Source organism: Amycolatopsis coloradensis, assembly GCF_037997115.1.
GTDB classification, from domain to species: Bacteria; Actinomycetota; Actinomycetes; order Mycobacteriales; family Pseudonocardiaceae; genus Amycolatopsis; species Amycolatopsis coloradensis_A.
In genome coordinates this window covers 3,239,460-3,259,371 of record NZ_CP150484.1, presented here as the reverse complement: position 1 = coordinate 3,259,371, position 19,912 = coordinate 3,239,460, and the positions used below count along the sequence as shown (strand labels likewise).

Annotated in this window: 20 protein-coding genes and 3 pseudogenes; 17 read left to right on the top strand and 6 right to left on the bottom strand. The window is 69.0% G+C overall.

The annotated features are described in order from the left end of the window. The first annotated feature begins 47 nt into the window (after positions 1–47). Genes LCL61_RS15545 through LCL61_RS15520 form a run of 6 tightly spaced genes read left to right on the top strand, consistent with a single transcriptional unit; the run spans position 48 to position 4,264 of the window. Positions 48–1,130, top strand: a complete 1,083-nt coding sequence (locus tag LCL61_RS15545; RefSeq protein ID WP_340687475.1) for a serine hydrolase — start codon at positions 48–50, stop codon at positions 1,128–1,130. Between the two features lie 21 nt (positions 1,131–1,151). After that, positions 1,152–1,643: a helix-turn-helix domain-containing protein gene (locus tag LCL61_RS15540; RefSeq protein WP_340687474.1), complete on the top strand. Its 492-nt coding sequence runs from the start codon at positions 1,152–1,154 to the stop codon at positions 1,641–1,643. A 14-nt stretch (positions 1,644–1,657) separates the two neighbouring features. Continuing rightward, positions 1,658–2,542, top strand: coding sequence for a TIGR01777 family oxidoreductase (locus tag LCL61_RS15535; protein ID WP_340687473.1), 885 nt, complete (start codon positions 1,658–1,660; stop codon positions 2,540–2,542). Continuing rightward, entirely contained in the window at positions 2,539–3,153 is a 615-nt protein-coding gene (locus LCL61_RS15530) for a phosphatase PAP2 family protein (RefSeq protein WP_340687472.1), read from the top strand. The genes LCL61_RS15535 and LCL61_RS15530 overlap by 4 nt, the downstream gene beginning before the upstream one ends. Positions 3,154–3,163: 10 nt before the next feature. Next, entirely contained in the window at positions 3,164–3,907 is a 744-nt protein-coding gene (lipB, locus tag LCL61_RS15525; RefSeq protein ID WP_340687471.1) for a lipoyl(octanoyl) transferase LipB, read from the top strand. Positions 3,908–3,967: 60 nt separating this feature from the next. Beyond that, complete coding sequence (locus LCL61_RS15520; RefSeq protein WP_340687470.1) at positions 3,968–4,264, top strand: hypothetical protein; 297 nt, start codon at positions 3,968–3,970, stop codon at positions 4,262–4,264. A 138-nt stretch (positions 4,265–4,402) separates the two neighbouring features. Here the strand turns inward: LCL61_RS15520 and LCL61_RS15515 are convergent, their stop codons facing one another. Both LCL61_RS15515 and LCL61_RS15510 read right to left on the bottom strand, forming a co-directional pair. Continuing rightward, positions 4,403–5,338, bottom strand: a complete 936-nt coding sequence (locus LCL61_RS15515) for an LLM class F420-dependent oxidoreductase (protein ID WP_340687469.1) — start codon at positions 5,336–5,338, stop codon at positions 4,403–4,405. A 24-nt stretch (positions 5,339–5,362) separates the two neighbouring features. Then, entirely contained in the window at positions 5,363–5,980 is a 618-nt protein-coding gene (locus LCL61_RS15510; RefSeq protein ID WP_016336085.1) for a TetR/AcrR family transcriptional regulator, read from the bottom strand. 132 nt (positions 5,981–6,112) lie between these two features. Here LCL61_RS15510 and LCL61_RS15505 point away from each other — a divergent pair, with 132 nt between their 5' ends. The 4 genes and pseudogenes from LCL61_RS15505 to LCL61_RS15490 all read left to right on the top strand — a co-directional run bounded on the left by LCL61_RS15505 (position 6,113) and on the right by LCL61_RS15490 (position 8,989). Beyond that, entirely contained in the window at positions 6,113–6,643 is a 531-nt protein-coding gene (locus LCL61_RS15505; protein ID WP_340687468.1) for a hypothetical protein, read from the top strand. A 43-nt stretch (positions 6,644–6,686) separates the two neighbouring features. Beyond that, on the top strand, positions 6,687–7,643 hold the full coding sequence (locus LCL61_RS15500) for an oxidoreductase (RefSeq protein ID WP_340687467.1): 957 nt from the start codon (positions 6,687–6,689) through the stop codon (positions 7,641–7,643). A gap of 37 nt (positions 7,644–7,680) precedes the next feature. Beyond that, positions 7,681–7,914, top strand: a pseudogene (locus LCL61_RS15495) (lipoyl synthase); the annotation flags it as partial. A gap of 91 nt (positions 7,915–8,005) precedes the next feature. Beyond that, positions 8,006–8,989, top strand: coding sequence for an SMI1/KNR4 family protein (locus tag LCL61_RS15490; protein WP_340687466.1), 984 nt, complete (start codon positions 8,006–8,008; stop codon positions 8,987–8,989). 17 nt (positions 8,990–9,006) lie between these two features. On the opposite strand, the gene LCL61_RS15485 is transcribed toward LCL61_RS15490, so the two are convergent. Then, positions 9,007–9,351 (bottom strand): hypothetical protein, encoded by a 345-nt coding sequence (locus LCL61_RS15485; protein ID WP_020630431.1) that lies wholly within the window; start codon positions 9,349–9,351, stop codon positions 9,007–9,009. 214 nt (positions 9,352–9,565) lie between these two features. Here LCL61_RS15485 and lpdA point away from each other — a divergent pair, with 214 nt between their 5' ends. From lpdA to LCL61_RS15450, 7 genes and pseudogenes are all read left to right on the top strand, one after another. After that, entirely contained in the window at positions 9,566–10,939 is a 1,374-nt protein-coding gene (lpdA, locus tag LCL61_RS15480) for a dihydrolipoyl dehydrogenase (protein ID WP_340687465.1), read from the top strand. A 56-nt stretch (positions 10,940–10,995) separates the two neighbouring features. Next, positions 10,996–11,235 (top strand): annotated as a pseudogene (locus LCL61_RS15475) (biotin/lipoyl-containing protein); the annotation flags it as partial. A 4-nt stretch (positions 11,236–11,239) separates the two neighbouring features. Further along, positions 11,240–12,049, top strand: a pseudogene (locus tag LCL61_RS15470) (lipoyl synthase); the annotation flags it as partial. Positions 12,050–12,110: 61 nt separating this feature from the next. Further along, positions 12,111–12,773 carry a DedA family protein gene (locus LCL61_RS15465; RefSeq protein WP_340687464.1) on the top strand — a complete coding sequence of 221 codons (663 nt, stop codon included), beginning with the start codon at positions 12,111–12,113 and terminating at the stop codon, positions 12,771–12,773. A gap of 9 nt (positions 12,774–12,782) precedes the next feature. After that, positions 12,783–13,649, top strand: coding sequence for a patatin-like phospholipase family protein (locus tag LCL61_RS15460; RefSeq protein WP_340687463.1), 867 nt, complete (start codon positions 12,783–12,785; stop codon positions 13,647–13,649). Positions 13,650–13,757: 108 nt separating this feature from the next. Then, positions 13,758–14,948: an Ig-like domain-containing protein gene (locus LCL61_RS15455; RefSeq protein WP_340687462.1), complete on the top strand. Its 1,191-nt coding sequence runs from the start codon at positions 13,758–13,760 to the stop codon at positions 14,946–14,948. Positions 14,949–14,963: 15 nt separating this feature from the next. After that, positions 14,964–15,701 (top strand): Sir2 family NAD-dependent protein deacetylase, encoded by a 738-nt coding sequence (locus LCL61_RS15450; RefSeq protein WP_340687461.1) that lies wholly within the window; start codon positions 14,964–14,966, stop codon positions 15,699–15,701. A 185-nt stretch (positions 15,702–15,886) separates the two neighbouring features. Here LCL61_RS15450 and LCL61_RS15445 read toward each other — a convergent pair whose 3' ends face one another. From LCL61_RS15445 to LCL61_RS15435, 3 genes are all read right to left on the bottom strand, one after another. Next, positions 15,887–18,247 (bottom strand): cation-translocating P-type ATPase, encoded by a 2,361-nt coding sequence (locus tag LCL61_RS15445; protein WP_340687460.1) that lies wholly within the window; start codon positions 18,245–18,247, stop codon positions 15,887–15,889. A gap of 65 nt (positions 18,248–18,312) precedes the next feature. After that, complete coding sequence (locus LCL61_RS15440) at positions 18,313–18,906, bottom strand: hypothetical protein (RefSeq protein WP_340687459.1); 594 nt, start codon at positions 18,904–18,906, stop codon at positions 18,313–18,315. Between the two features lie 42 nt (positions 18,907–18,948). Then, on the bottom strand, positions 18,949–19,452 hold the full coding sequence (locus LCL61_RS15435) for a DUF3145 domain-containing protein (protein WP_091599164.1): 504 nt from the start codon (positions 19,450–19,452) through the stop codon (positions 18,949–18,951). Positions 19,453–19,912: the final 460 nt, after the last annotated feature.

The following is a 19,912-nucleotide window of genomic DNA, read 5'->3' as shown; positions in this document are numbered from 1 at the left end:
ACTCTAGTATTCCGGAATTACGGAAAACAAGAGGGAGGGTGCCACCCATGCTGACCAGACGCCATCTGCTGGCCGGCGCCGCCGCGGGATCGGCCGCGTTGCTGCTACCGGGAACCGCGACCGCGGCCAAGCCGGACACGAAGACCGAACAGGGTTGGCTCGACTGGATCGCCACCCATCGAAGCGATGTCTCCGTCCTGATCGACGACGGCGCGGGCCGCCGCGCCGCGCGCGACGCCGACGTCCGGCGCGTTCTGGCCTCGTCGGTCAAGGTCGTGCATCTCAGCGCGTACGCCGTCGCGGTCGCCGAGGGCAGGCTCGACCCGAAGGAACAGATCCGGGTGGGCGACTGGGACGCCCACCATCCCTTCGTCGCCGACGGCCGCGCGCATTTCCAGGCGCTCAACTGGCTGGGCGTCCCTTGCGACGAGTACGGCATCGCCAAGGATCCCGAGCAGCGTGTCCCCCTGGCGAGGCTCGCCGAAGCGATGATCCTCTTCAGCGACAACGCCGCCACGGACTATCTCCGTGTCCGCCTCGGCGACCCCGCCCTCCAGCGGGCGGCGGCGCGGGGCGGCTGGTTCCGGCCGGACACCCGATCGCTCGGCGGCGAGGTCCTGATGCTGATGATGCCGGAGTACGGGCCCCCACCCGGCAGCCCGGTCGCCGTCCGGCGGGCGATGGGTGACGCGGTCGCGCGCCGGTTCGTGCGCGATCCGGGGTTCCGCGCCGAAGCCTTCAAGCGCTGGCCCGACATGCCGGGCACCTCCGACGCTCAATGGCCGTGGATCAAGGGGCACGGCCAGGGCTCGGCGTCGGATCTGTTCACGCTTCACCGCAGCATCGCGAAGGGCCTGTACGCACCCGCGCGCGAGATCCTCGCGAAGCCGCTCGCGGACCGCGTACCGCCCGGAGCGAACGAAGTGCTCTTCAAGGGCGGAAGCCTGCCGCGTTCACTGACCCTCGGGCTTTCCGTCCGCTGGCCGGGCGGGCGTTCGGGCACGGCGGCCGTCCTGCTCACCGGCGTGAGCGACCAGGACATGCAGAACGCCCTGCCGCTCATCGAACTCGTACTCGCGGCGCTGTCCGACCCGGCCCGGTTCACCGCCCTGGAACGAGCGCTCCGCTGATCGACGGTATAGATAACCGGTATGAACGCTGAGCTCGCCGACCGGATCGCCGCACTCGAAGCACGGGTCGCCGCGCTTGAAGGCGAGCAGCGGGCCGAACCGGTGGCAGGCCCTGGCGGGCTGGTCGGCTATCAGGGCGAGCTGACCGAGCCGTTCGAACTGAGCTGGGCGATCAACGTCACACCCGGCCCGATGCTGGCGCTCGCGGACGGGCCGCGGGTCGAAGTGCTCGCGGCACTGTCCAGCACCGCACGGGTGGCACTGGTGCGGACGCTGGCCGAAAAGGGCGCGCAGACCGCGCCCGCCCTTCAGGAGGCCGCCGAACTCGGATCGCCGGGCCAGCTGTACCACCACCTCAAAGCGCTGACCGGCGCCGGAATCGTCGAGCAGGACAGACGCGGCAGTTACCGGCTCCGGCCCGCCGCGACGATCCCGGTGCTGGTGCTGCTCACCGCCGCGTCCGACGTCGCGGGGCAATTGAAGAACCTGAGCGTGCGCCCGGGTCGCGGATAGGACACGATCGGATCATGCGAGTTCTGATCGCGGGCGCGAGCGGGCTGATCGGCACCTCCCTCACGACACGCTTACGCCGTTCCGGGCACGAAGTGGTCCGTCTCGTCCGCCGGGAGGAGCGGGCGGCCGACGAACGCCGCTGGGATCCCCCCGCCGGCGCGATCGCGGACGGCGCGCTCGACGGGGTCGACGCCGTCGTGAACCTCGCGGGAGCCCCCTTGCTCCCGGGGCGCTGGAGCGCGGCCCGCAAACAGGTCCTCCTCGACAGCCGGGTCGAACCGACGGAGGTCCTCGCGGAAGCCGTCGCCGAACACGGGATCCCCGTGCTGGTCAACGCTTCCGCCGTCGGCTACTACGGCGACGCCGGTCCGTCCCTTGTGGACGAAACGAGCCCGGTCGGACGCGGTTTCCTCGCCGGGCTCTGCACCGCGTGGGAAGGCGCCACCAAGACCGCGGCCACCGCCGGTGCCCGGGTCGTGCGCATCCGCACCGGGCTGGTGCTCGCGCGCGAAGGCGGGCTCCTGGATGTCCTGCGACCGCTGTTCCGGCTGGGGCTCGGCGGAAAACTCGGTGACGGCAAGCAATACATGCCGTGGATCTCGCTCGACGACGAGGTCGGCGCGATCGTTTTCGCGCTGGAGAACGAATCGCTGTCCGGCCCGGTCAACCTCTCCGGACCGCAGCCCGCCACGAACGCCGCCTTCACGAAGGCCTTGGGCCGCGCCGTGCACCGGCCGGCGATCTGGCAGGTACCCGGTTTCGCCATGAAGTTCGCCCTCGGGCAGGCGGCCGAGGAGATGGCGCTGTTCGGGCAGCGCGCCCTGCCGCGTGTGCTGGAGGAGGCGGGCTACGCGTTCCGCCATCCGACCCTCGAGGACGCGCTGGCCGCCGCGACATGACCGTGCGGCGCGGTCTGTACACCCTCGCCGGGTCCGTCCTGCTGATCGGTTTCGTCCTCCTCGGGCTGTCCGTCGACGAGCGTCCACCGCCGGTGGACGTCGCGCTCGCCGACGCGTTCCGCGGTCAGCACACCAGGCCCGCCGGTCAGGTGGCGGGCCTGGTCACGAACGTCCTCGGCCCGGTCCTGCCGTTCGTGCTGGGCGCGGTGCTGGTGGTACTCGCCTGGCGCCGCCGGGACCTGACCGTGTTGTGCGTCAAACTCGCCGTCGTCCTGCTGCTGTGCCGGATGACCAGCCTGATCGCGAAACCGGCCTTCTACCGGGAGCGGCCGCGCGAATTCCCCGATCTGAGCTATCCGAGCGGGCACGTGGTCGCCGTCGCGTGCACCGGGTTCGTCGCGGTACTGCTGTGCGCTTGGACCCGTCCGCACCTCGCGCGCCTGGCGATCACGGTCGCCGCCGCGGCGACGGTGGCCGGCGCACTCTGCCGCATCGTCCTGGGCGTGCACTGGCTGACCGACACCGCGGGATCCGTGCTCGCGGTGGGCGGCGTCGGCCTGATCGCGGCGGCCGGGCTGGGCCTGCTCCCCCTGCCGAAAGACCCGGCGTAGTGTCGCTGACGTGAGCTCTTCGACCACGTCATGCCGCGCCTCCGCCGAGCCCGTCGACGTCCGCGAGATCGGGACGATCGACTACACCGAAGCCTGGGAACTCCAGCGAGAGCACGTGACAGCCCGTGCCGACGGTGACGGCCCGGACACCATGCTGCTGCTGGAGCACCCGTCGGTGTACACCGCGGGCAAGCGCACGGAAGCCGAGGACAGGCCGACCGACGGCACCCCGGTGATCGACGTCGATCGCGGCGGCAAGATCACCTGGCACGGGCCGGGCCAGCTGGTCGGCTACCCGATCATCAAACTCGCCGACCCGATCGACGTCGTGCACTACGTGCGGCGTCTCGAAGAGGCCCTGATCACCGTCTGCGATCAGCTCGGCGTGCACACCGGCCGGGTCGAGGGGCGCAGCGGCGTCTGGATCCCCGCCGACGACCGCGGCCCGGAGCGGAAGATCGCCGCGATCGGCATCCGCGTCCAGCGCGGCGTGACCATGCACGGTTTCGAGCTGAACTGCAACGCCGACCTGGGCGCCTTCGACAAAATCGTCCCGTGCGGCATCCGGGACGCGGGCGTGACGTCACTTTCCTACGAGCTCGACCGCGAGGTCACCGTGGCGTCGGTGCTGCCGATGGCGCGCGAAGCCGTGCTCGCGGCGCTGGAAGGCGACCTGCCGGTGAGCGACGAGCGCTGGCTGCCGCGCCCCGAGGCACCCGCGGCCCCTGGCGTCACTTTCGCTCTGCAGAACTGACCTCTGCGAAGATCACCCGTACGACCGCCGGAAACGCCGGTGGTCGTACTGGAGGAAGTCATGCGCAAGTTTTCGCGCGTTCTCGCGACGGCCGGTATCGCGGTCGCCGCTTCGGTGAGCCTGCCCGGTGCGGCGTCGGCCACGCCGCCGCCCGGCTGTACCGGCGGGCACGACGGGGCGAAGTACGCCTGGGCCAGCTGTACCGCGTATGGCGACCGCATGTACCGGGTCACCGCGTACAACTGCAGCCCGGTCTGCGGCAACGCGGTGGGCGAATGGGCAGTCCACGGGGCGGAGTCCCGCCTCACCATCACCTGGCCGGCGAAGATCCTGGACATCGGCGTCGACATTCAGTGACCCGCCAGTACATGAAGGCCCCCTTCCTTGCGCCCGTTGACGACCAGTCCGTCCCCGGCCTCGGTCGCGACCCCCGTCNAAGAGGATGAAGCTCGAGTTGCCCGCGGCGAAACGCAAGGAAGGGGGCCTTCATGTACTTCAGTCCAGCTGAGGGGCGACCTCGGAAGCGATCAGCTCGATCTGGTCCAGATCCGAGAGATCCAGCAGCTGCAGGTAGAGCCGGGTGATCCCGGTCTTCTCCCGCCACTGCCCGACCTTCTCGACGACCTCCGACGGCGTCCCAGCGAGCCCGTTCTCCCGCAGCTCGGAGACCTCGCGGCCCAGCACGCCGGCGCGCTTGGCGACCTCGGCGTCGTCACGGCCCACGGCGACGACGAGCGCGGCCGAGCGGATGATCTCCTTGGGGTCGCGGCCGATCTCGCGGGCGGCGTCGTCGACGCGGCCGAACTGCGCCGCGGCGACGTCCGGGCCCACGAACGGCAGGTTGAACTCGTCCGCGTAACGCGCGGCGAGCGCCGGGGTGCGCTTCTTGCCGCCACCGCCGATGATCACCGGCGGCCGGGGCCGCTGTGCCGGCTTCGGCAGGCCCGGCGAGTCGACGAGCTTGTAGTGCTCGCCGTCGAAGGAGAACGTCTCCCCTTCCGGCGTCTCCCACAGCCCGGTGACGACGGCGAGCTGCTCGGCGTAGCGGTCGAAGCGCTCCTTCATCGGTGGCAGGTCGAGGCCGTACGCGGTGTGCTCGTCGTCGTACCAGCCGGAACCGAGGCCGAGCTCGACGCGGCCGCCCGACATCTGGTCCACCTGCGCTACCGAGATCGCGAGCACCGACGGATGCCGGAAGGTGGCGGCGGTGACGAGGGTGCCCAGCCGCACGCGGCGGGTCTCACGGGCGAGGCCCGCGAGGGTGATCCACGCGTCGGTCGGCCCCGGCAGCCCGGTCGCCGAGCCCATCTTCAGGTAGTGATCGCTGCGGAAGAAGGCGTCGTAGCCCGCGTCCTCAGTGGCCTTGGCCACCCGGAGCAGGTCTTCGTAACTGGCCCCCTGCTGGGGCTCGGTAAAGATCCTGAGGTCCACGCCGCCACCCTAGCCAGGGCGCGGTCAGCTCGCTTTCCCGTGCTCGGCGGGCGGGACACGGCGGAATCCGACGAGCAGCCGCACCAGGACCTCCTCGACCTGGGCGCTGACTTTCTTCGGCTCCGGCGAGCTCGCGATCTCGATGGCGGCGCTCGACAGCGCACCGAACAGCAGCCGCGCGGTGACGTCCACCGGGACGTCGTCGACCTCGCCGACCTCGATGAGCGACTGGATCCCGGTGCGGACCAGGCCGAAGCTGCACCGCTCTTCGGCCTCGCGCCAGCGTTCCCAGCCCATCACCACCGGCGCCTCGTGGATCGCGATGCGCTGGTACGCCGGGTCGAGGCAGCTCTGCAGGAAACCGCGCAGCCCGGCTAGCGCCCGCTCCCACGGCGAGGCCGGGCCGTTCATGATCTTCTCGAGCCGGTCGAAGACCTGGCTCTCGACCGTGTCGAAGGCGGCCTCGAACAGCGCCTGCTTCCCACTGAAATGGTGGTAGAGCGCGCCCTTCGTCACCCTGGCCCGTTTGGCGATCTCGTCGAGAGACGTGCCGGCGTACCCGCGTTTGGTGAACAGCTCCACGGCACTCTCGACGAGTGCCGACCGGGTGGACTCGGAATAGTCCAGCCGCCTTGACCTCATTGTCGCCACCTTCACAACTTTACGCCGCCGGTCCCACTCCATACCCATGGTATGTTGACTGCTGTCAGGTCCGTACCGGGAGTATGCCGCAAACCTGCGGTATGAACCGGGTCACGGAGGGGAGCCCACATCATGAGCTGGAACGACTTCTACCGGCGGCGCGACATCCTCGAAGCCGCACTGCGCCAGGCGGGTCACCACCCGTCCGACGCGATCTCACTCGAAGAAATCCCTGGCGCCACCCAGTACTTCGCGACCGAGGAAGAGCTTCTGGTCGCGCTTCGGTACAAGTGGAACCAGGTGCTCGCAGGTCGCCTCCGCGCCGAGATGACCGATCCGGACTACGCCGACCAGGATCTCGCGCTCGACCGGGTCGAAGCCGTCACCCGTGCCTGGAACAGCGCCACGGCCGAGCACGAGACCCTCCGCGCCGTTCTCGACGCGGCCCTCGAACGGTGCCCCGCGCTGATCCCGTCGCACGAAGCCGAACTGCGCACCCTCGCGCTGACGGCGGGGCTGGCCGACGGCAACGAACCGGCCGAAGAGATCACCAAGGTCGGCAGCGCGTTCGCCACCCTGCTCCGGCACGGACGGCACGCGAAGCCCGCCCGCCGCCGCAGCCCCATGGGTCACCTGCTCCGGTTGCTCGCGCCGAGCGCCTGACCTGGCGTAGCGGCACAGGCGACGATGTAGTTAGGTGACCGGCATGGCTGCTCACGCGCGCTGGACCGAGGCCGACATCCCGGATCAGACCGGCCGGACCGTGTTCGTCACGGGGGCGAACTCGGGGCTCGGGCTGCGCATGTCCGAGGTGCTCGCGGGCAAGGGGGCCCGCGTGCTGCTCGGCTGCCGATCACCGGAGCGCGGCGCCAAGGCGCTGGACCAGGTGCGCGCGGCCGCGACCGGGGAAGCGCCCGAACTCGTCCGGCTGGACCTCGCCGACATCGACTCGGTCCGCGAAGCCGCGAAGAAGGTCCAGGAACTCACGGGCGGCAAGCTCGACGTCCTGGTCAACAACGCGGGAGTCATGGCGACCCCGCGAGGCCACACCAAGGACGGCTTCGAGACCCAGTTCGGCACTAACCATCTCGGGCACGCGGTGCTGACCTGGCTGCTGATGCCGTCCCTGCGGAACGGCTCCGGAGCGCGTGTCGTCACCTTGTCGAGTGTCGCGGCGACGGGCGCACGCATCGACATCGCCGACCCGAACTTCGAGCGCCGGATGTACAACCCCGGCTCGGCCTACGGCCAGTCGAAACTCTCCAATCAGGTGTTCGCGCTCGAACTGGACCGCAGGCTGCGCGCCGCGGGCGACGACGTCATCAGCGTGGCGGCGCATCCTGGCTACACGTGGACCGGGCTCGGTTCGGGGATGGCCCGCTCCTACCGCAACCCCGTGGTGCGCGCGCTCGTCGCCGGCGGCAACCGGATCGGCGAGATCTTCATCGCGCAGAACGCCCGCCAGGGCACGCTCCCGCAGCTGTTCGCGGCGACTTCCCCCGAGGCCGAAGGCGGCGATTACATCGGCCCGCGCGGGCTCGGCGGGCTTCGCGGCGCGCCGGTCAAGGTGCGGCCTTTGGCCGCCGCGAGGAGCGAGTCGCTGGGCGCCGCGTTGTGGGACGTGACCACCAAGTTGACGGGCGTCACCCCCGACCCCGCGTGAGCGGCGGCCACTACTCCGGCGGGCGTAGGGTGGCGGTGTGAGTGCTGCCCCAGATGGCCGCAAGCTGTTGCGGCTCGAGGTCCGGAATTCCCAGACTCCCATCGAAAAGAAGCCGTCGTGGATCAAGACGCGCGCCCGGATGGGTCCGGAGTTCACCGAACTCAAAGGCCTGGTGCGCCGCGAAGGCCTCCACACCGTCTGCGAAGAAGCCGGTTGTCCCAACATCTACGAATGCTGGGAAGACCGTGAGGCCACGTTCCTGATCGGCGGGGGGGCGCGACCTTGCGGGCGATGGTGGCGACGGCGAATCCCGCGGCCAGCCCGCCGGGGGCCTTCACGCGCTTTATGGCAAGGTCGACGCCGTGGACAGGGACGCGTACCTCGAAGGCGCGATCAGGGACGTGCTGAGCGGTGACGACGCGGCGCTCGACGATCGGATCGCGCACGCGGCCCTGCTGTTCGCCGCGTCCGGGACGATGGCGGAGGCCGGCAGGCTGATCACGCATTGGCACGCGCTCACCGAACGGCCCGTCACCGCGCTCGTGCCCGGCGGGCTGCAGGCCCGCGCGTGGGCGATGCTCTTCGAGGCACAAGGGACGCGGCCGGAGTGGGCCGCGGCGCTGACTCCGCTCGATCTCGACGCCGAGGAACGCGCGCACGACGAGTACCTCGCCCGGCGGGCGTCCGATCTCGACGGTCTGTTCGGCGGCTCTCCGATCGGCGAGGCCGTCACGCGTCTCGGGCCGTCGCGCCCGGACCGGTTGCGCGAAGCCGTCGCGCGAGGCGACCTGGACGCCTGGGCGGAGATCGCGTCGCGCCAAGGCCGCCCGGACGTCGCGATGGCGGCCGCGACACGACGGCTCGCACCACGTCTGGTCGCGGGAGCCGACCCGCTCGGGCTCGGCGAGTGGCCGGAAGTCTGCGCCGGGGCACTGGTCGCGGCGCTGTACGAACGCTACCCGCCGGACACCGGCTCCTGGCGCGAGATGATCGCGGGCATCCTGCGGCTGCGCGGCGGAGGCACCGCTCCCCCGGCCGCTTCCCTTCGCACCATCGGCGCCGCCGAGGCGCGGCTCGGCCTCCGGCTGCCCGGCGACTACCGCGAGTTCCTCCAGACCTGCGACGGCCTGCCCGCCGACGTCGTCTTCCCGCGGCTGCTCGGGACCGCGGAACTCCGCGCCGAAGGCGGTGTCGTCGTGATCGCGGAGCCGGCCGTCGTGCTGCTGACGGCCGCCGGCGAAGAGTGGCGGACGGTCGAAATCGACCCGGCGCTGGGCACGACGGTGCATCCGACGTTCCGGGCGCTGCTGGAGCGGCACCTACTCCTTCTGGCGCAATCCGCGTGAAATCCGCCGGGCCCGCCTCAGGCTTCGCCGCGCTTCTTCCGCTCGGTGTACTCCCGCATCCTCTTCGGGTAGCCGACCCGCGCCACCTCGTACACCGGGATCGACCGTTTGTGACCGAACTGCTGCGCCGCGTCCAGGCTCTCGATCCGGCGCCGGGTCCACTCACCATCGTGGGCGATGAGGACGACGGTGGTCTCCGTGACGTTGGTCTTCGGCTCGACATAGGCCTCGACGCCGGTCCGTGAAGAGGCCCACTCCTCTAGATGCTTGAAGTCGTTCGAAGAGGCTTTCCGCAGCGTGCCGGGCTTTTGCCCGCCTTTAGAGCGCCGGCGCAGCGAGTCGAACAGACCCACTCCGACCACCTCACTTCCCAGTCGCGTCCAGTGTCCATTATCCCGACTCGGGTGTGTGCTCACCGTGGCGACCCTGGCGGGTCGTGTCCCGTGGGTCACAGGACGCGGCCTAGGTCGCAGCCTCTCCACACGTAGTGACAAGATGGCAAGTGTCCGCGCGCGCGTATACCGCGCGAAGCGGCGCCAGAGCACCACCCCTACCGCTTGCCGAGGAGTTACTGAAGTGACCGACACCTCCGCCGACCTTGTGATCCTGGGTGGCGGATCGGGCGGCTACGCCGCCGCGTTCCGCGCGGCCGAGCTGGGCCTTTCCGTCACCCTGATCGAAAAGGACAAGCTTGGCGGGACGTGCCTCCACCGAGGCTGCATCCCGACCAAGGCCCTCCTGCACGCGGCGGAGGTCGCCGACGAGACCCGCGACGCCGAGACCTTCGGCGTGAAGGCCGTGCTGGAAGGCATCGACATCGCCGGCGTCAACAAGTACAAGGACGGGATCATCTCGCGCCTGTACAAGGGCCTCCAGGGTCTGGCCAAGGCGCACAAGGTGAACCTCGTCGAGGGCACCGGGACGTTCGTCGGCGGCACGACCGTCGAGGTCGAAGGCACCCGCTACACCGGCAAGAACGTCATCCTCGCCACCGGCTCGTACTCGAAGACGCTGCCCGGCCTGGAGCTGGGCGGCCGCATCATCGCGAGCGAGCAGGCGCTTTCGCTGGACTACATCCCGAAGAAGGCCATCGTCCTCGGCGGTGGTGTCATCGGTGTCGAATTCGCGTCCGTCTGGGCGTCCTTCGGCGTCGACGTCACCATCGTGGAGGCGCTGCCCCGCCTGGTCCCGAACGAGGACGAGTACGCGTCCAAGCAGCTCGAGCGCGCTTTCCGCCGTCGCAAGATCGCCTTCAAGACCGGCGTCCGGTTCACCGGCGCCAAGCAGGACGACAACGGCGTCAGCGTGTCGCTGGAGTCCGGCGAGACGCTCGAAGCCGACCTGCTGCTGGTCGCCGTGGGCCGTGGCCCGAACTCGGCCGGGCACGGCTACGAGGAGGCCGGCGTCAAGATGGAGCGCGGCTTCGTCCTCACCGACGACCGCCTGCGCACCAACCTGCCGAACGTCTACGCCGTCGGTGACATCGTCCCCGGCCTGCAGCTCGCGCACCGCGGGTTCCAGCAGGGCATCTTCGTCGCGGAGGAGATCGCCGGCCAGGAGCCGCGAGTGATCGACGAGAGCGGCATCCCGCGCGTCACCTACTCGCACCCCGAGGTCGCTTCGGTCGGACTCACCGAGTCGCAGGCGAAGGAGAAGTACGGCTCCGGCGTCACCACCTTCACCTACGACCTCGGCGGCAACGGAAAGAGCCAGATTCTCAAGACCTCCGGTGGGGTCAAGCTGATCAAGGCTCCGGAAGGGCCGGTCGTCGGCGTGCACATGGTGGGCGACCGCGTCGGCGAGCTGATCGGCGAAGCGCAGCTGATCTACAGCTGGGAGGCGTTCCCCGAGGACGTGGCTCCCCTCATCCACGCGCACCCCACCCAGACCGAGGCCCTCGGTGAAGCGTTCCTCGCCCTCGCGGGCAAGCCGCTGCACGTCCACAGCTGACGTCTCACCGTCGAAGAACCAGACCAAGCAAGACATATCAAGGGAGTCAGCGAACGATGGCCTACTCCGTCACGTTGCCGGAGCTCGGTGAGAGCGTCACCGAGGGCACCGTCACCCGGTGGTTGAAGCAGGAGGGCGACACCGTCGAGGTCGACGAGCCGTTGCTCGAGATCTCCACGGACAAGGTCGACACCGAGGTCCCGTCCCCGGTCGCCGGCAAGGTCGTGAAGATCAGCGCTCAGGAGGACGAGACCGTCGAGGTCGGCGGCGAGCTCGCCGTCATCGACGACGGGACCGNACGAATGCTGGGAAGACCGTGAGGCCACGTTCCTGATCGGCGGGGACCAGTGCACCCGGCGTTGCGACTTCTGCCAGATCGACACCGGCAAGCCCGCCGAGCTGGACCGCACCGAGCCGCGCAAGGTCGCCGAGAGCGTCCAGGCGATGGGTTTGCGTTACTCGACGGTCACCGGCGTCGCCCGTGACGATCTCGAAGACGGCGGCGCGTGGCTGTACGCGGAGACCGTGCGGCAGATCCACGCGTTGAACCCGGGCACGGGCGTCGAGCTGCTGATCCCGGACTTCAACGCCGACCCGGACCAGCTCGCCGAAGTCTTCGGCTCCCGCCCCGAGGTGCTCGCGCACAACGTCGAGACGGTGCCGCGCATCTTCAAGCGGATCCGGCCGGGTTTCCGCTACGCGCGGTCGCTCGAAGTGATCACGCGTGCTCGCGAGGCCGGCCTGGTGACGAAGTCGAACCTGATCCTCGGCATGGGCGAGACCCCGGAAGAGGTCGCGCCCGCGATGAAGGACCTGGTCGACGCCGGCTGCGAGATCCTGACGATCACCCAGTACCTGCGCCCCTCGCCCCGGCACCACCCGGTGGACCGGTGGGTCAAGCCCGAAGAGTTCGTCGAGCACTCGAACGCCGCCGAAGCGATGGGTTTCGCCGGCGTGATGGCCGGGCCGCTCGTCCGTTCCTCGTACCGCGCCGGGCGGCTGTTCGCCCAGACGAAGGCCCACCGCGGAGAGCCGCTGTCGGAGAACCTGGCCCATCTCGCCGCCGAAGGGCCGGCCGCGCAGGAAGCCAGCTCGCTGCTGGCCAGGTGACTCCGGTCACCCTCTTCGCGACATCGCCACCCACCAGGTCACGAATCAGTAAAGTGACCTGGTGGCGTTGGTAACTGATCTTCTGAACTGGCTGCAGAGTCTCCCGGAACCGGGTTTGGTCGCGGCGACCGGCGGACTGGTGTTCGCCGAGTGCACCATCGGGCTCGGCTTCATCGCCCCCGGTGAATCGGGGCTGCTGGTCGCGGCCACGACGGCGACGTCGGTCTCCCGCTTCCTGACCCTGTGGGCCGTCGTGACGGTCTGCGCCGCACTCGGCGACTCGCTCGGCTACGCGATCGGCAAACGCTTCGGTCCGCGTCTGCGCGAGACGAAACTGATCCGCAAGTACGGCCTCGACGCCTGGGACAAGGCGACGGGGGTGCTCGAACGGCGAGGCGCGTGGGCGGTGTTCTTCGCGCGGTTCCTCCCGGTGATCCGCACGCTGACCCCGGCGGCGTCGGGCACGTCGGGCCTGCCCTTCCGCAAGTTCCTGCCCGCCGCCGCGGCGGGCGCGGCCTGCTGGTCGGCCATCCACATCGGCATCGGCGCCGCTCTCGGCGAGGCCGCCAAGAAGGTCGAAGGCGCGCTCAACACCGGCGGCCTGGTGATCGTCGGCGTCCTCGTCGGCGTCGCGGTGTTCTTCCTGCTGCGCTACAAGAAGAAGAAAGCGCTCGCGGTCACAGCCGAAGAAGCCACCCCGGCGAAGGTCGGCGCGGACGACTAGATTCCGGGCATGGCCGCCCTGAACCTGCCCCAGCCGATCGGTTTCGTCCTCGGTGGTGGCGGCAGTCTCGGGGCGATGCAGGTCGGGATGCTGCGTGCCCTCACGGAAGCAGGCATCGCGCCAGACCTCGTCGTCGGTACCTCGGTGGGTTCGCTGAACGCCGCCGTCCTCGCCCTCGGGGGCGAATCGGGCGACCGGCTCGACCGGATCTGGTCGCGGATGACCCGGCACGAGGCGTTCCCCGGTGGCGTGCTCAGCCAGGTGCGGACGCTCCGGCACAGCAAGACCAACCTGTTCCCCAACACCGGTCTCGCCGCGATCGTCGACGAGCACATCGGCGAGGGCGCCCGGTTCGAGGATCTCGCGCTGCCGTTGGGTGTCGTCGCGACGGACGTCGACACCGCCGAGCCGCTGCTCATCCGCACAGGACCCGTTCTGGCACCCCTGCTGGCCAGCTGCGCGATTCCGGGGATCTATCCGCCGGTGCCGTTCGGGGACCGGATGCTCTACGACGGCGGCCTGGTCGCCAATGTCCCGATGCGCCAGGCGCTCGCCATGGGCGCGAAATCGCTCGTCGTCCTCGACTGCGCCTTCCCCGGCAAGATGCCCGGCACCCCGCAGACCTTCGCCGAGGTGCTGATGTTCACCGCGATGATCAGCATGCGGAACCAGGCGGTCCTGGAGGCGCCGATCGCGGCGGCCGAAGTGCCCGTGGTGTACGTGCCCGGGCCGAAACCGGTGCGGGTCAGCCCGCTGGACTTCAGCCACACCACGACACTCACCGCCGAGGCTTATGAGGCCGCGAAGACCTATTTGGGCGAATTGAGTGTCGATGGCCCCGGTCTTTATGGTGCCCCTGGTCTCGTCGTGGCGTGACGAGCAACCGACCGGCATCGATCACGTCTTCTTCGTCGCGTAGTTTTGAAAGAGAGAACATTCCGCGGATCGAGCGACGTAACTGGTTACATTTAAAGAGAGAACCCTATGTTTCCCAAGAAGACATTACTTTCGACGGCCGGAATACTCGCCGCGGCATTGGTGATCTCGGCCTGTTCGCCCGCGGGCGACACCAATTCGCCCGGCACCGGCGCCGAGCCGGCCACGAGCCCGGTTTCGCTGACCATCGATCCGGCAGGCGGGGCGAACGTCAATCCGGCGACCCCGGTGGTGGTCAAGGCCGAGCACGGCAAGCTGATCGACGTCACCGTCACCAACGCCGACAAGGGCAAGCAGGTAAAGGGCGAGCTGGCGAGCGACGGGCTCAGCTGGAAGAGCACCGAACCGCTCGGCTACGGCAGCACCTACAAGATCGTGGCGCATGCCCAGGGCACCGATGGAAAGCCCGTCGAGCAGCAGAGCAGGGTCTCCACGCTGAGTCCGAAGCAGCAGGCGAACCCGAACCTCATCCCGGCCCCCTCGGCGGTGGCGTCCGCCGGTGTCGGCGTCGGGCAGCCGATCGTGTTCGCCTTCGGCCAGCCGGTGAAGAACAAGGCCGAGGTCGAGAAGAAGCTGTCCGTGGAGTCCACGCCGAAGCAGGAGGGCTCCTGGTACTGGATCGACGACAAGAACGTCCACTACCGCCCCAAGGAGTACTGGCAGCCGGGGACGACGCTCAAGGTTTCGGCGATGATCTACGGCGTCGATTTCGGCAATGGCGTCTACGGTGCGACCGATCGCACCGAAACGTACAAAGTGCACGATTCGTGGGTCGCGAAAGCCGACGGCAACACCGAACAGATGCAGGTCTTCCATAACGGTCAACTGGCGAAATCGATGCCCATTTCCATGGGCAAGGACGCCACACCCACGCATTTGGGCGCACACGTCATTTCGGACAAACACGAGAATTACGTGATGGACTCGTGCACCTACGGCGTCTGTCAGGGCCAGCCGGGGTACTACAAGGCGAACGAGAAGTGGTCGCTGCGGATCTCCAACGACGGCGAGTTCGTCCACGAGAACCCGAACAGTGTCGGCGCGCAGGGCAGCTCGAACGTGTCGCACGGCTGCATCAACCTCAACGCCGCCAACGCCCAGTGGTTCTACCAGAACATGGGGCTCGGCGACGTCGTCGAGGTGACCAACTCCGGCGGCCCGCAGCTGCCGGTATGGGACCTCTACGGCGACTGGTCCAAGTCGTGGGCGGACTGGCAGGCGGGCAGCGCGCTCAAGTAGAGGCATGATGGGCCGGTGACCAGCACCCTGAGCACCGCCCGCTCACTCGTGGCCGGCGCCGGCCGGGTCGTCGCACTGACCGGCGCCGGGATCTCCACGGATTCGGGGATTCCCGACTTCCGCGGCCCGCAGGGCCTGTGGACCCGCGACCCGGCCGCGGAGAAGATGTCGAACCTCAAGGCGTACCAAGGCAGCCGTGAGGTCCGTGAGCGGACCTGGCAGGCGCGCCTGGTGCATCCCGGCTGGGACGCGACACCGAATGCCGCGCACTACGCGCTCGAGCGCCTGTCGCCGACGCGGATCATCACCCAGAACATCGACCGGCTGCACCAGAAAGCGGGCTCTCCACCCGAGCGGGTGCTGGAACTCCACGGGACGATGTTCGAGTCCGTCTGCCTGTCCTGTGACGACCACCGGGACATGCGCTCGACACTGGAGCGGGTCCGAGCGGGCGAGACCGATCCAACCTGTCTGGTGTGCGGCGGCATCCTCAAGTCGGCCACCGTCTCGTTCGGCCAGCACCTGGACCAGGACCTGCTCCGGGCCGCGCGGACCGCCGTCTCCGACAGCGACCTCCTGCTGGTGGCCGGGTCCTCGCTACGGGTACAGCCGGCCGCCTCACTGGTGAGTGTCGCTTCACGGTCCGGATCCGCCGTCGTGATCTGCAACGGCTCCGAAACACCCTACGACTCCATGGCCACTGTCGTCGTCCGCGGCCCCCTCAGCGAAACCCTCCCCGCGCTGACCCCGTAACCCCCAACTCCACGCCGCCCCCGCCACTCGTCTGCCCAGCCGCGCACCTCACGTGCCCAAATCCGTGACTCGTGTGATCAGGGGCGTGACTGGCGTGATCAGGTGGACGACACGCGTTCCCTTCGCCGCATCTAGCGCGGTGAAGGGAGCCTTCACGTACTTCGGGCGCTTGGCGATCCCGGATGTCATGCCTCCTGACGCTTGACCAGATGCCGCCCGATCCACCAGGCGGCCTCCACCAGCACGATCCCCACTCCGGCACAGGCGAACGCAGACAGCGTGTACGCGCTCACGCTCGGGTCCAGCGCGAAGAACTTCTGCGTGAACGGGATCAGGAACAACGCGAGCGTCAGCACGACCATCCCGCCGATCAGCAGGATCTTCCACCACCGGTACGGCCGCGCGACGATCCCGAGCACCCACAGCGCGATCGTGATGAGCGTGATCAGCGCGGTCGTCCCAGCCTGGATCTTGTCCAGTTCGGACTGTCCGGATCCCTTGTACACCAGCAGGTAGCTCACGAACGTCGCGGTGGCGATGACCAGCCCGGCCGGGACGGCCATCCGCATCACCCGCCCGACGAAGCCGGTGCGGGCGCGTTCGTTGTTCGGCGCCAGCGAGAGTACGAAGGCGGGCAGGCCGATCGTGAACCACGCGGTGATCGTGATGTGCCGCGGCAGGAACGGGAACGGCACCTGCGCGATGCCGACCATCAGCGCCAGCAGAACCGAGTAGACCGTCTTGGTGAGGAACAGGTTCGAGACGCGCTCGATGTTGCCGATCACCCGCCGCCCCTCGGCGACGACGTGCGGCAGGGTGGCGAACTTGTCGTCCAGCAGCACGATCTGCGCGACCGCGCGGGTGGCCGGGCTGCCGGCGCCCATGGCGACGCCGATGTCCGCGTCCTTCAGCGCGAGGACGTCGTTCACGCCGTCGCCGGTCATCGCGACGGTGTGCCCCTTCGACTGCAGGGCGCCGACCATCGCGCGTTTCTGCAACGGGGTCACGCGGCCGAAGACGGCGCGATCCTCGACGGTGTCGGCCAGCTTCTCCGCGTCGTCCGGCAGCTTCCGCGCGTCGACGGGCTTGTCCGCACCCGGCAGGTCCAGGGTGCTCGCGACGGCGCCCACCGAAATGGCGTTGTCGCCGGAGATGACCTTGACCGCGACGTCCTGGTGCGCGAAGAAGTCCAGCGTGTCCTTCGCGTCCGGGCGGACCTTCTGTTCCAGCACCACGAGCGCGACCGGTTCGATCTCGCCGGGGCCTTCGGGCGCGTCGACGGCCCGCTCGGCACGGCCCAGCAGCAGGACGCGCAGACCGCGGGAACCGATCTTCTCGGCCTCCGCCCGGTGCTCGCCCTCGGGCAGCAGGACGTCGGCCGCGCCTAGCACCCAGTCGCCGTCGTGGCCGAACGAAGCACCACTCCATTTGCGCGCCGAGGAGAACGGCATGGTCGTGGAGACCCGCCAGCCCGGATCGGCCCGGTGCGCCTCCGCGATCGCCTGAAGGCTCGCGTTCGGGCGCGGATCGGCGGCGGCGAGCGCGGCGAGCACGTCGTCCACCGGATGGCCCGGCGTGATCTCCCGGACCTCGGAGAGCCGCATCGCGTTCTCGGTGAGCGTGCCGGTCTTGTCCGCGCACACCACGTCGACCCTGGCGAGTCCCTCGATCGCCGGGAGTTCCTGCACCAGGCACTGGCGCTTGCCCAGCCGGATGACCCCGACCGCGAGCGCGACACTGGTCATCAGCACCAGGCCCTCGGGCACCATCGGCACGAGCGCCGCGACCATGCCGCGCAGCGCGTCCGGCCACGCCTGGTCGCCCGCGAGCTGGTTGTAGATCGTCAGCGCGCCCGCCGGGATGAGCAGGTACGTGATGAACTTGAGGATCTTGTCGATGCCCTGGCGCAGTTCCGACTTCACCAGGGTGAACTTGCTGGCCTCCGCGGCCAGCTTCGCCGCGTAGGACTCGTCGCCGATGATGTCCGCGCGGAAGGTGCCGCTGCCCGCGACGACGAAACTGCCGGACAGCACCTTGTCGCCGGGCTGCTTGACCACCGGATCGGATTCACCGGTCAGCAGCGATTCGTCGACCTCCAGCGCGTCGGCCGTCAGCGCCGGGCCGTCGACGACGATCTTGTCGCCGGGCCCCAGTTCGACGAGGTCCCCGAGCACGACGTCTTCCGGCGCGATCTCGGTGCTCTGACCGTCACGGCGGACCGTCGGTTTCGCCTGCCCGACGATCGCGAGCCGTTCCAGCGTCCGTTTCGCCCGGAGTTCCTGGATGATGCCGACCGCGCTGTTGACGATGATCAGCCCGCCGAACAACCCGTCGATGAAGTATCCCGTCGACAGGATGAGCACGAACAGCACGCCGTAGATCGCGTTGATCCGGGTGAAGACGTTCGCCCGGATGATTTCGCCGGTCGTCCGGCTGGTCTTCGTCGAGACCGTGTTGGTCTGGCCCGCCGCCACCCGCTGGGCGACTTCTTCGCTGGTGAGCCCCCTTGAGGCGTCGGTCAGCAGGGCCGGCTGATCAATTGCCATGCCCGCGACTCTATTCCGCCCGGCCCCCCCTCGCGTCAGCCTCGGGGACCATGTCGCCCCTTACTTCAGCATCTTTCGTGTTCGGGGTTGGTGCCGCCGTCGGTGGTGTCGACGCGCCACGATCCGCTCTCCAGCCGCAGCGGCAGCACCAGCCGCCAGCGGATGCACCCCTCCGGCAGGTACAGCGGCGCGTCCTCGACGTCCTGCGTACTGGTGAACGCGACGAGCACCCGGAGCATGGTCGGCGTGCTCGGCTCGACGCGGTAGACGAGGATGCTGCCGTCCCGAGTGGACTGATAGTCCTTCTTCCACTCCGCCGCGGTCTTGGTCTTGGCCCGCTCACGGGTGACCACCGATGTCCACTTCGGATAGTCGCGGTCGTTGATGGAGTCGAAATACCCCTGCAGCACCTGCCGGACGCTCTGGTACTGCGGATGCGCGAAGACGTCCGGAGTCACCTCGACGACGGGCGAGCCGGGCTGCTGCTCCGGGGCGACAGACGTCGGCGACTCGCTCACGACCGGCTCGGTGGGCGCGGCCTCCGGGCGGGTGTAGAGATCACGTGCCAGCAACCCCACGCCGACGGTCAAAGAGATCACGACCACGAGAACGGGGATCAGCCACCGCTGGCGAGAGAGGGGGCGAGGCTGGGCGGTCACCCTGAAAGGTTAGCCGCCCGCCTCTTCCGTCATCACCGGCGTCTACCCGACTTGGTGCAGCCAGGTGACCGGGGCGCCGTCACCGGCGTGCCGGTACGGTTCGAGCGCTTCGTCCCAGTTGGCGGCGAGGAGCTCGTCCAGCTTGTGCGCCAGCGATTCGCCGGTGCGGACCTTGCTCACCAAGGCACGCAACTGGTCCTCGCCCACGACGATGTCGCCGTTGGCGCTGGTCCTGCCGTGCCACAGGCCGAGACCCGGAGCGAAACAGAACCTCTCCCCGTCGACCCCCGCACTGGGCTCTTCGGTGACTTCGAACCGGATCATCGGCCACGCCTTGAGCGCGGACGCCAGCTTTCCGCCGGTGCCCGAAGGCGCACGCCAACCACATTCGGCGCGGAGCTGTCCTGGACTGGCGGGCTGCGCCGTCCACTTCAACTCGACTCGAGCACCCAGGGTGCCCGAAATGGCCCACTCGACGTGCGGACACACCGCAGACGGCGACGAGTGGACGTACACCACGCCACGGGTGTTGCCACGGGTGCTCACTGCTGACCTCCGCTACTCGACGAGGGGCGTCTTCCCCTACGACCTCGCGAGCTGCGCTGGTCAGGTGGCTCGTGCCGCCTCCCGGTACGCGTGAACACATTGTGCACCCCAACTGTGCTGTTTGGCCACATGAACACCACAAGTCGCACCTGATTGGGACGCAGGACTCGCTTGAAGGCCGCTGCCCCTCACCCGCGGGCAAGTGCCGGCGGCGTCCGAAGGGATCCCCCACGCGGGTGGTCGAGTCAGCAGTGGGGAGCGGGGTCGTGAGCGGCAATGAGCGTCTTAACCCAATGCCACGTAGCTTAAGTTGATCTTGGATGGGGGTCTTGATCGTAAGCGGTGAGGGTTGCCGCAGGTCACGCACTCGGTTGCCCTGGCCGACAGGAGCCGACCGCGCCCCTGAGTGTCCACCAAGGACACTTTCGCTGACTCAATGTCCGATTGAGGCCCGGATGGA

What these genes read in the sequence shown, in the direction of transcription:
- LCL61_RS15545 (WP_340687475.1), top strand. Translation starts at nt 48, where the DNA reads ATGCTGACCAGACGCCATCTGCTGGCCGGCGCCGCCGCGGGATCGGCC.
- LCL61_RS15540 (WP_340687474.1), top strand. Translation starts at nt 1,152, where the DNA reads ATGAACGCTGAGCTCGCCGACCGGATCGCCGCACTCGAAGCACGGGTC.
- LCL61_RS15535 (WP_340687473.1), top strand. Translation starts at nt 1,658, where the DNA reads ATGCGAGTTCTGATCGCGGGCGCGAGCGGGCTGATCGGCACCTCCCTC.
- LCL61_RS15530 (WP_340687472.1), top strand. Translation starts at nt 2,539, where the DNA reads ATGACCGTGCGGCGCGGTCTGTACACCCTCGCCGGGTCCGTCCTGCTG.
- LCL61_RS15520 (WP_340687470.1), top strand. Translation starts at nt 3,968, where the DNA reads ATGCGCAAGTTTTCGCGCGTTCTCGCGACGGCCGGTATCGCGGTCGCC.
- LCL61_RS15510 (WP_016336085.1), bottom strand. Translation starts at nt 5,980, where the DNA reads ATGAGGTCAAGGCGGCTGGACTATTCCGAGTCCACCCGGTCGGCACTC.
- LCL61_RS15505 (WP_340687468.1), top strand. Translation starts at nt 6,113, where the DNA reads ATGAGCTGGAACGACTTCTACCGGCGGCGCGACATCCTCGAAGCCGCA.
- LCL61_RS15500 (WP_340687467.1), top strand. Translation starts at nt 6,687, where the DNA reads ATGGCTGCTCACGCGCGCTGGACCGAGGCCGACATCCCGGATCAGACC.
- LCL61_RS15460 (WP_340687463.1), top strand. Translation starts at nt 12,783, where the DNA reads ATGGCCGCCCTGAACCTGCCCCAGCCGATCGGTTTCGTCCTCGGTGGT.
- LCL61_RS15455 (WP_340687462.1), top strand. Translation starts at nt 13,758, where the DNA reads ATGTTTCCCAAGAAGACATTACTTTCGACGGCCGGAATACTCGCCGCG.
- LCL61_RS15445 (WP_340687460.1), bottom strand. Translation starts at nt 18,247, where the DNA reads ATGGCAATTGATCAGCCGGCCCTGCTGACCGACGCCTCAAGGGGGCTC.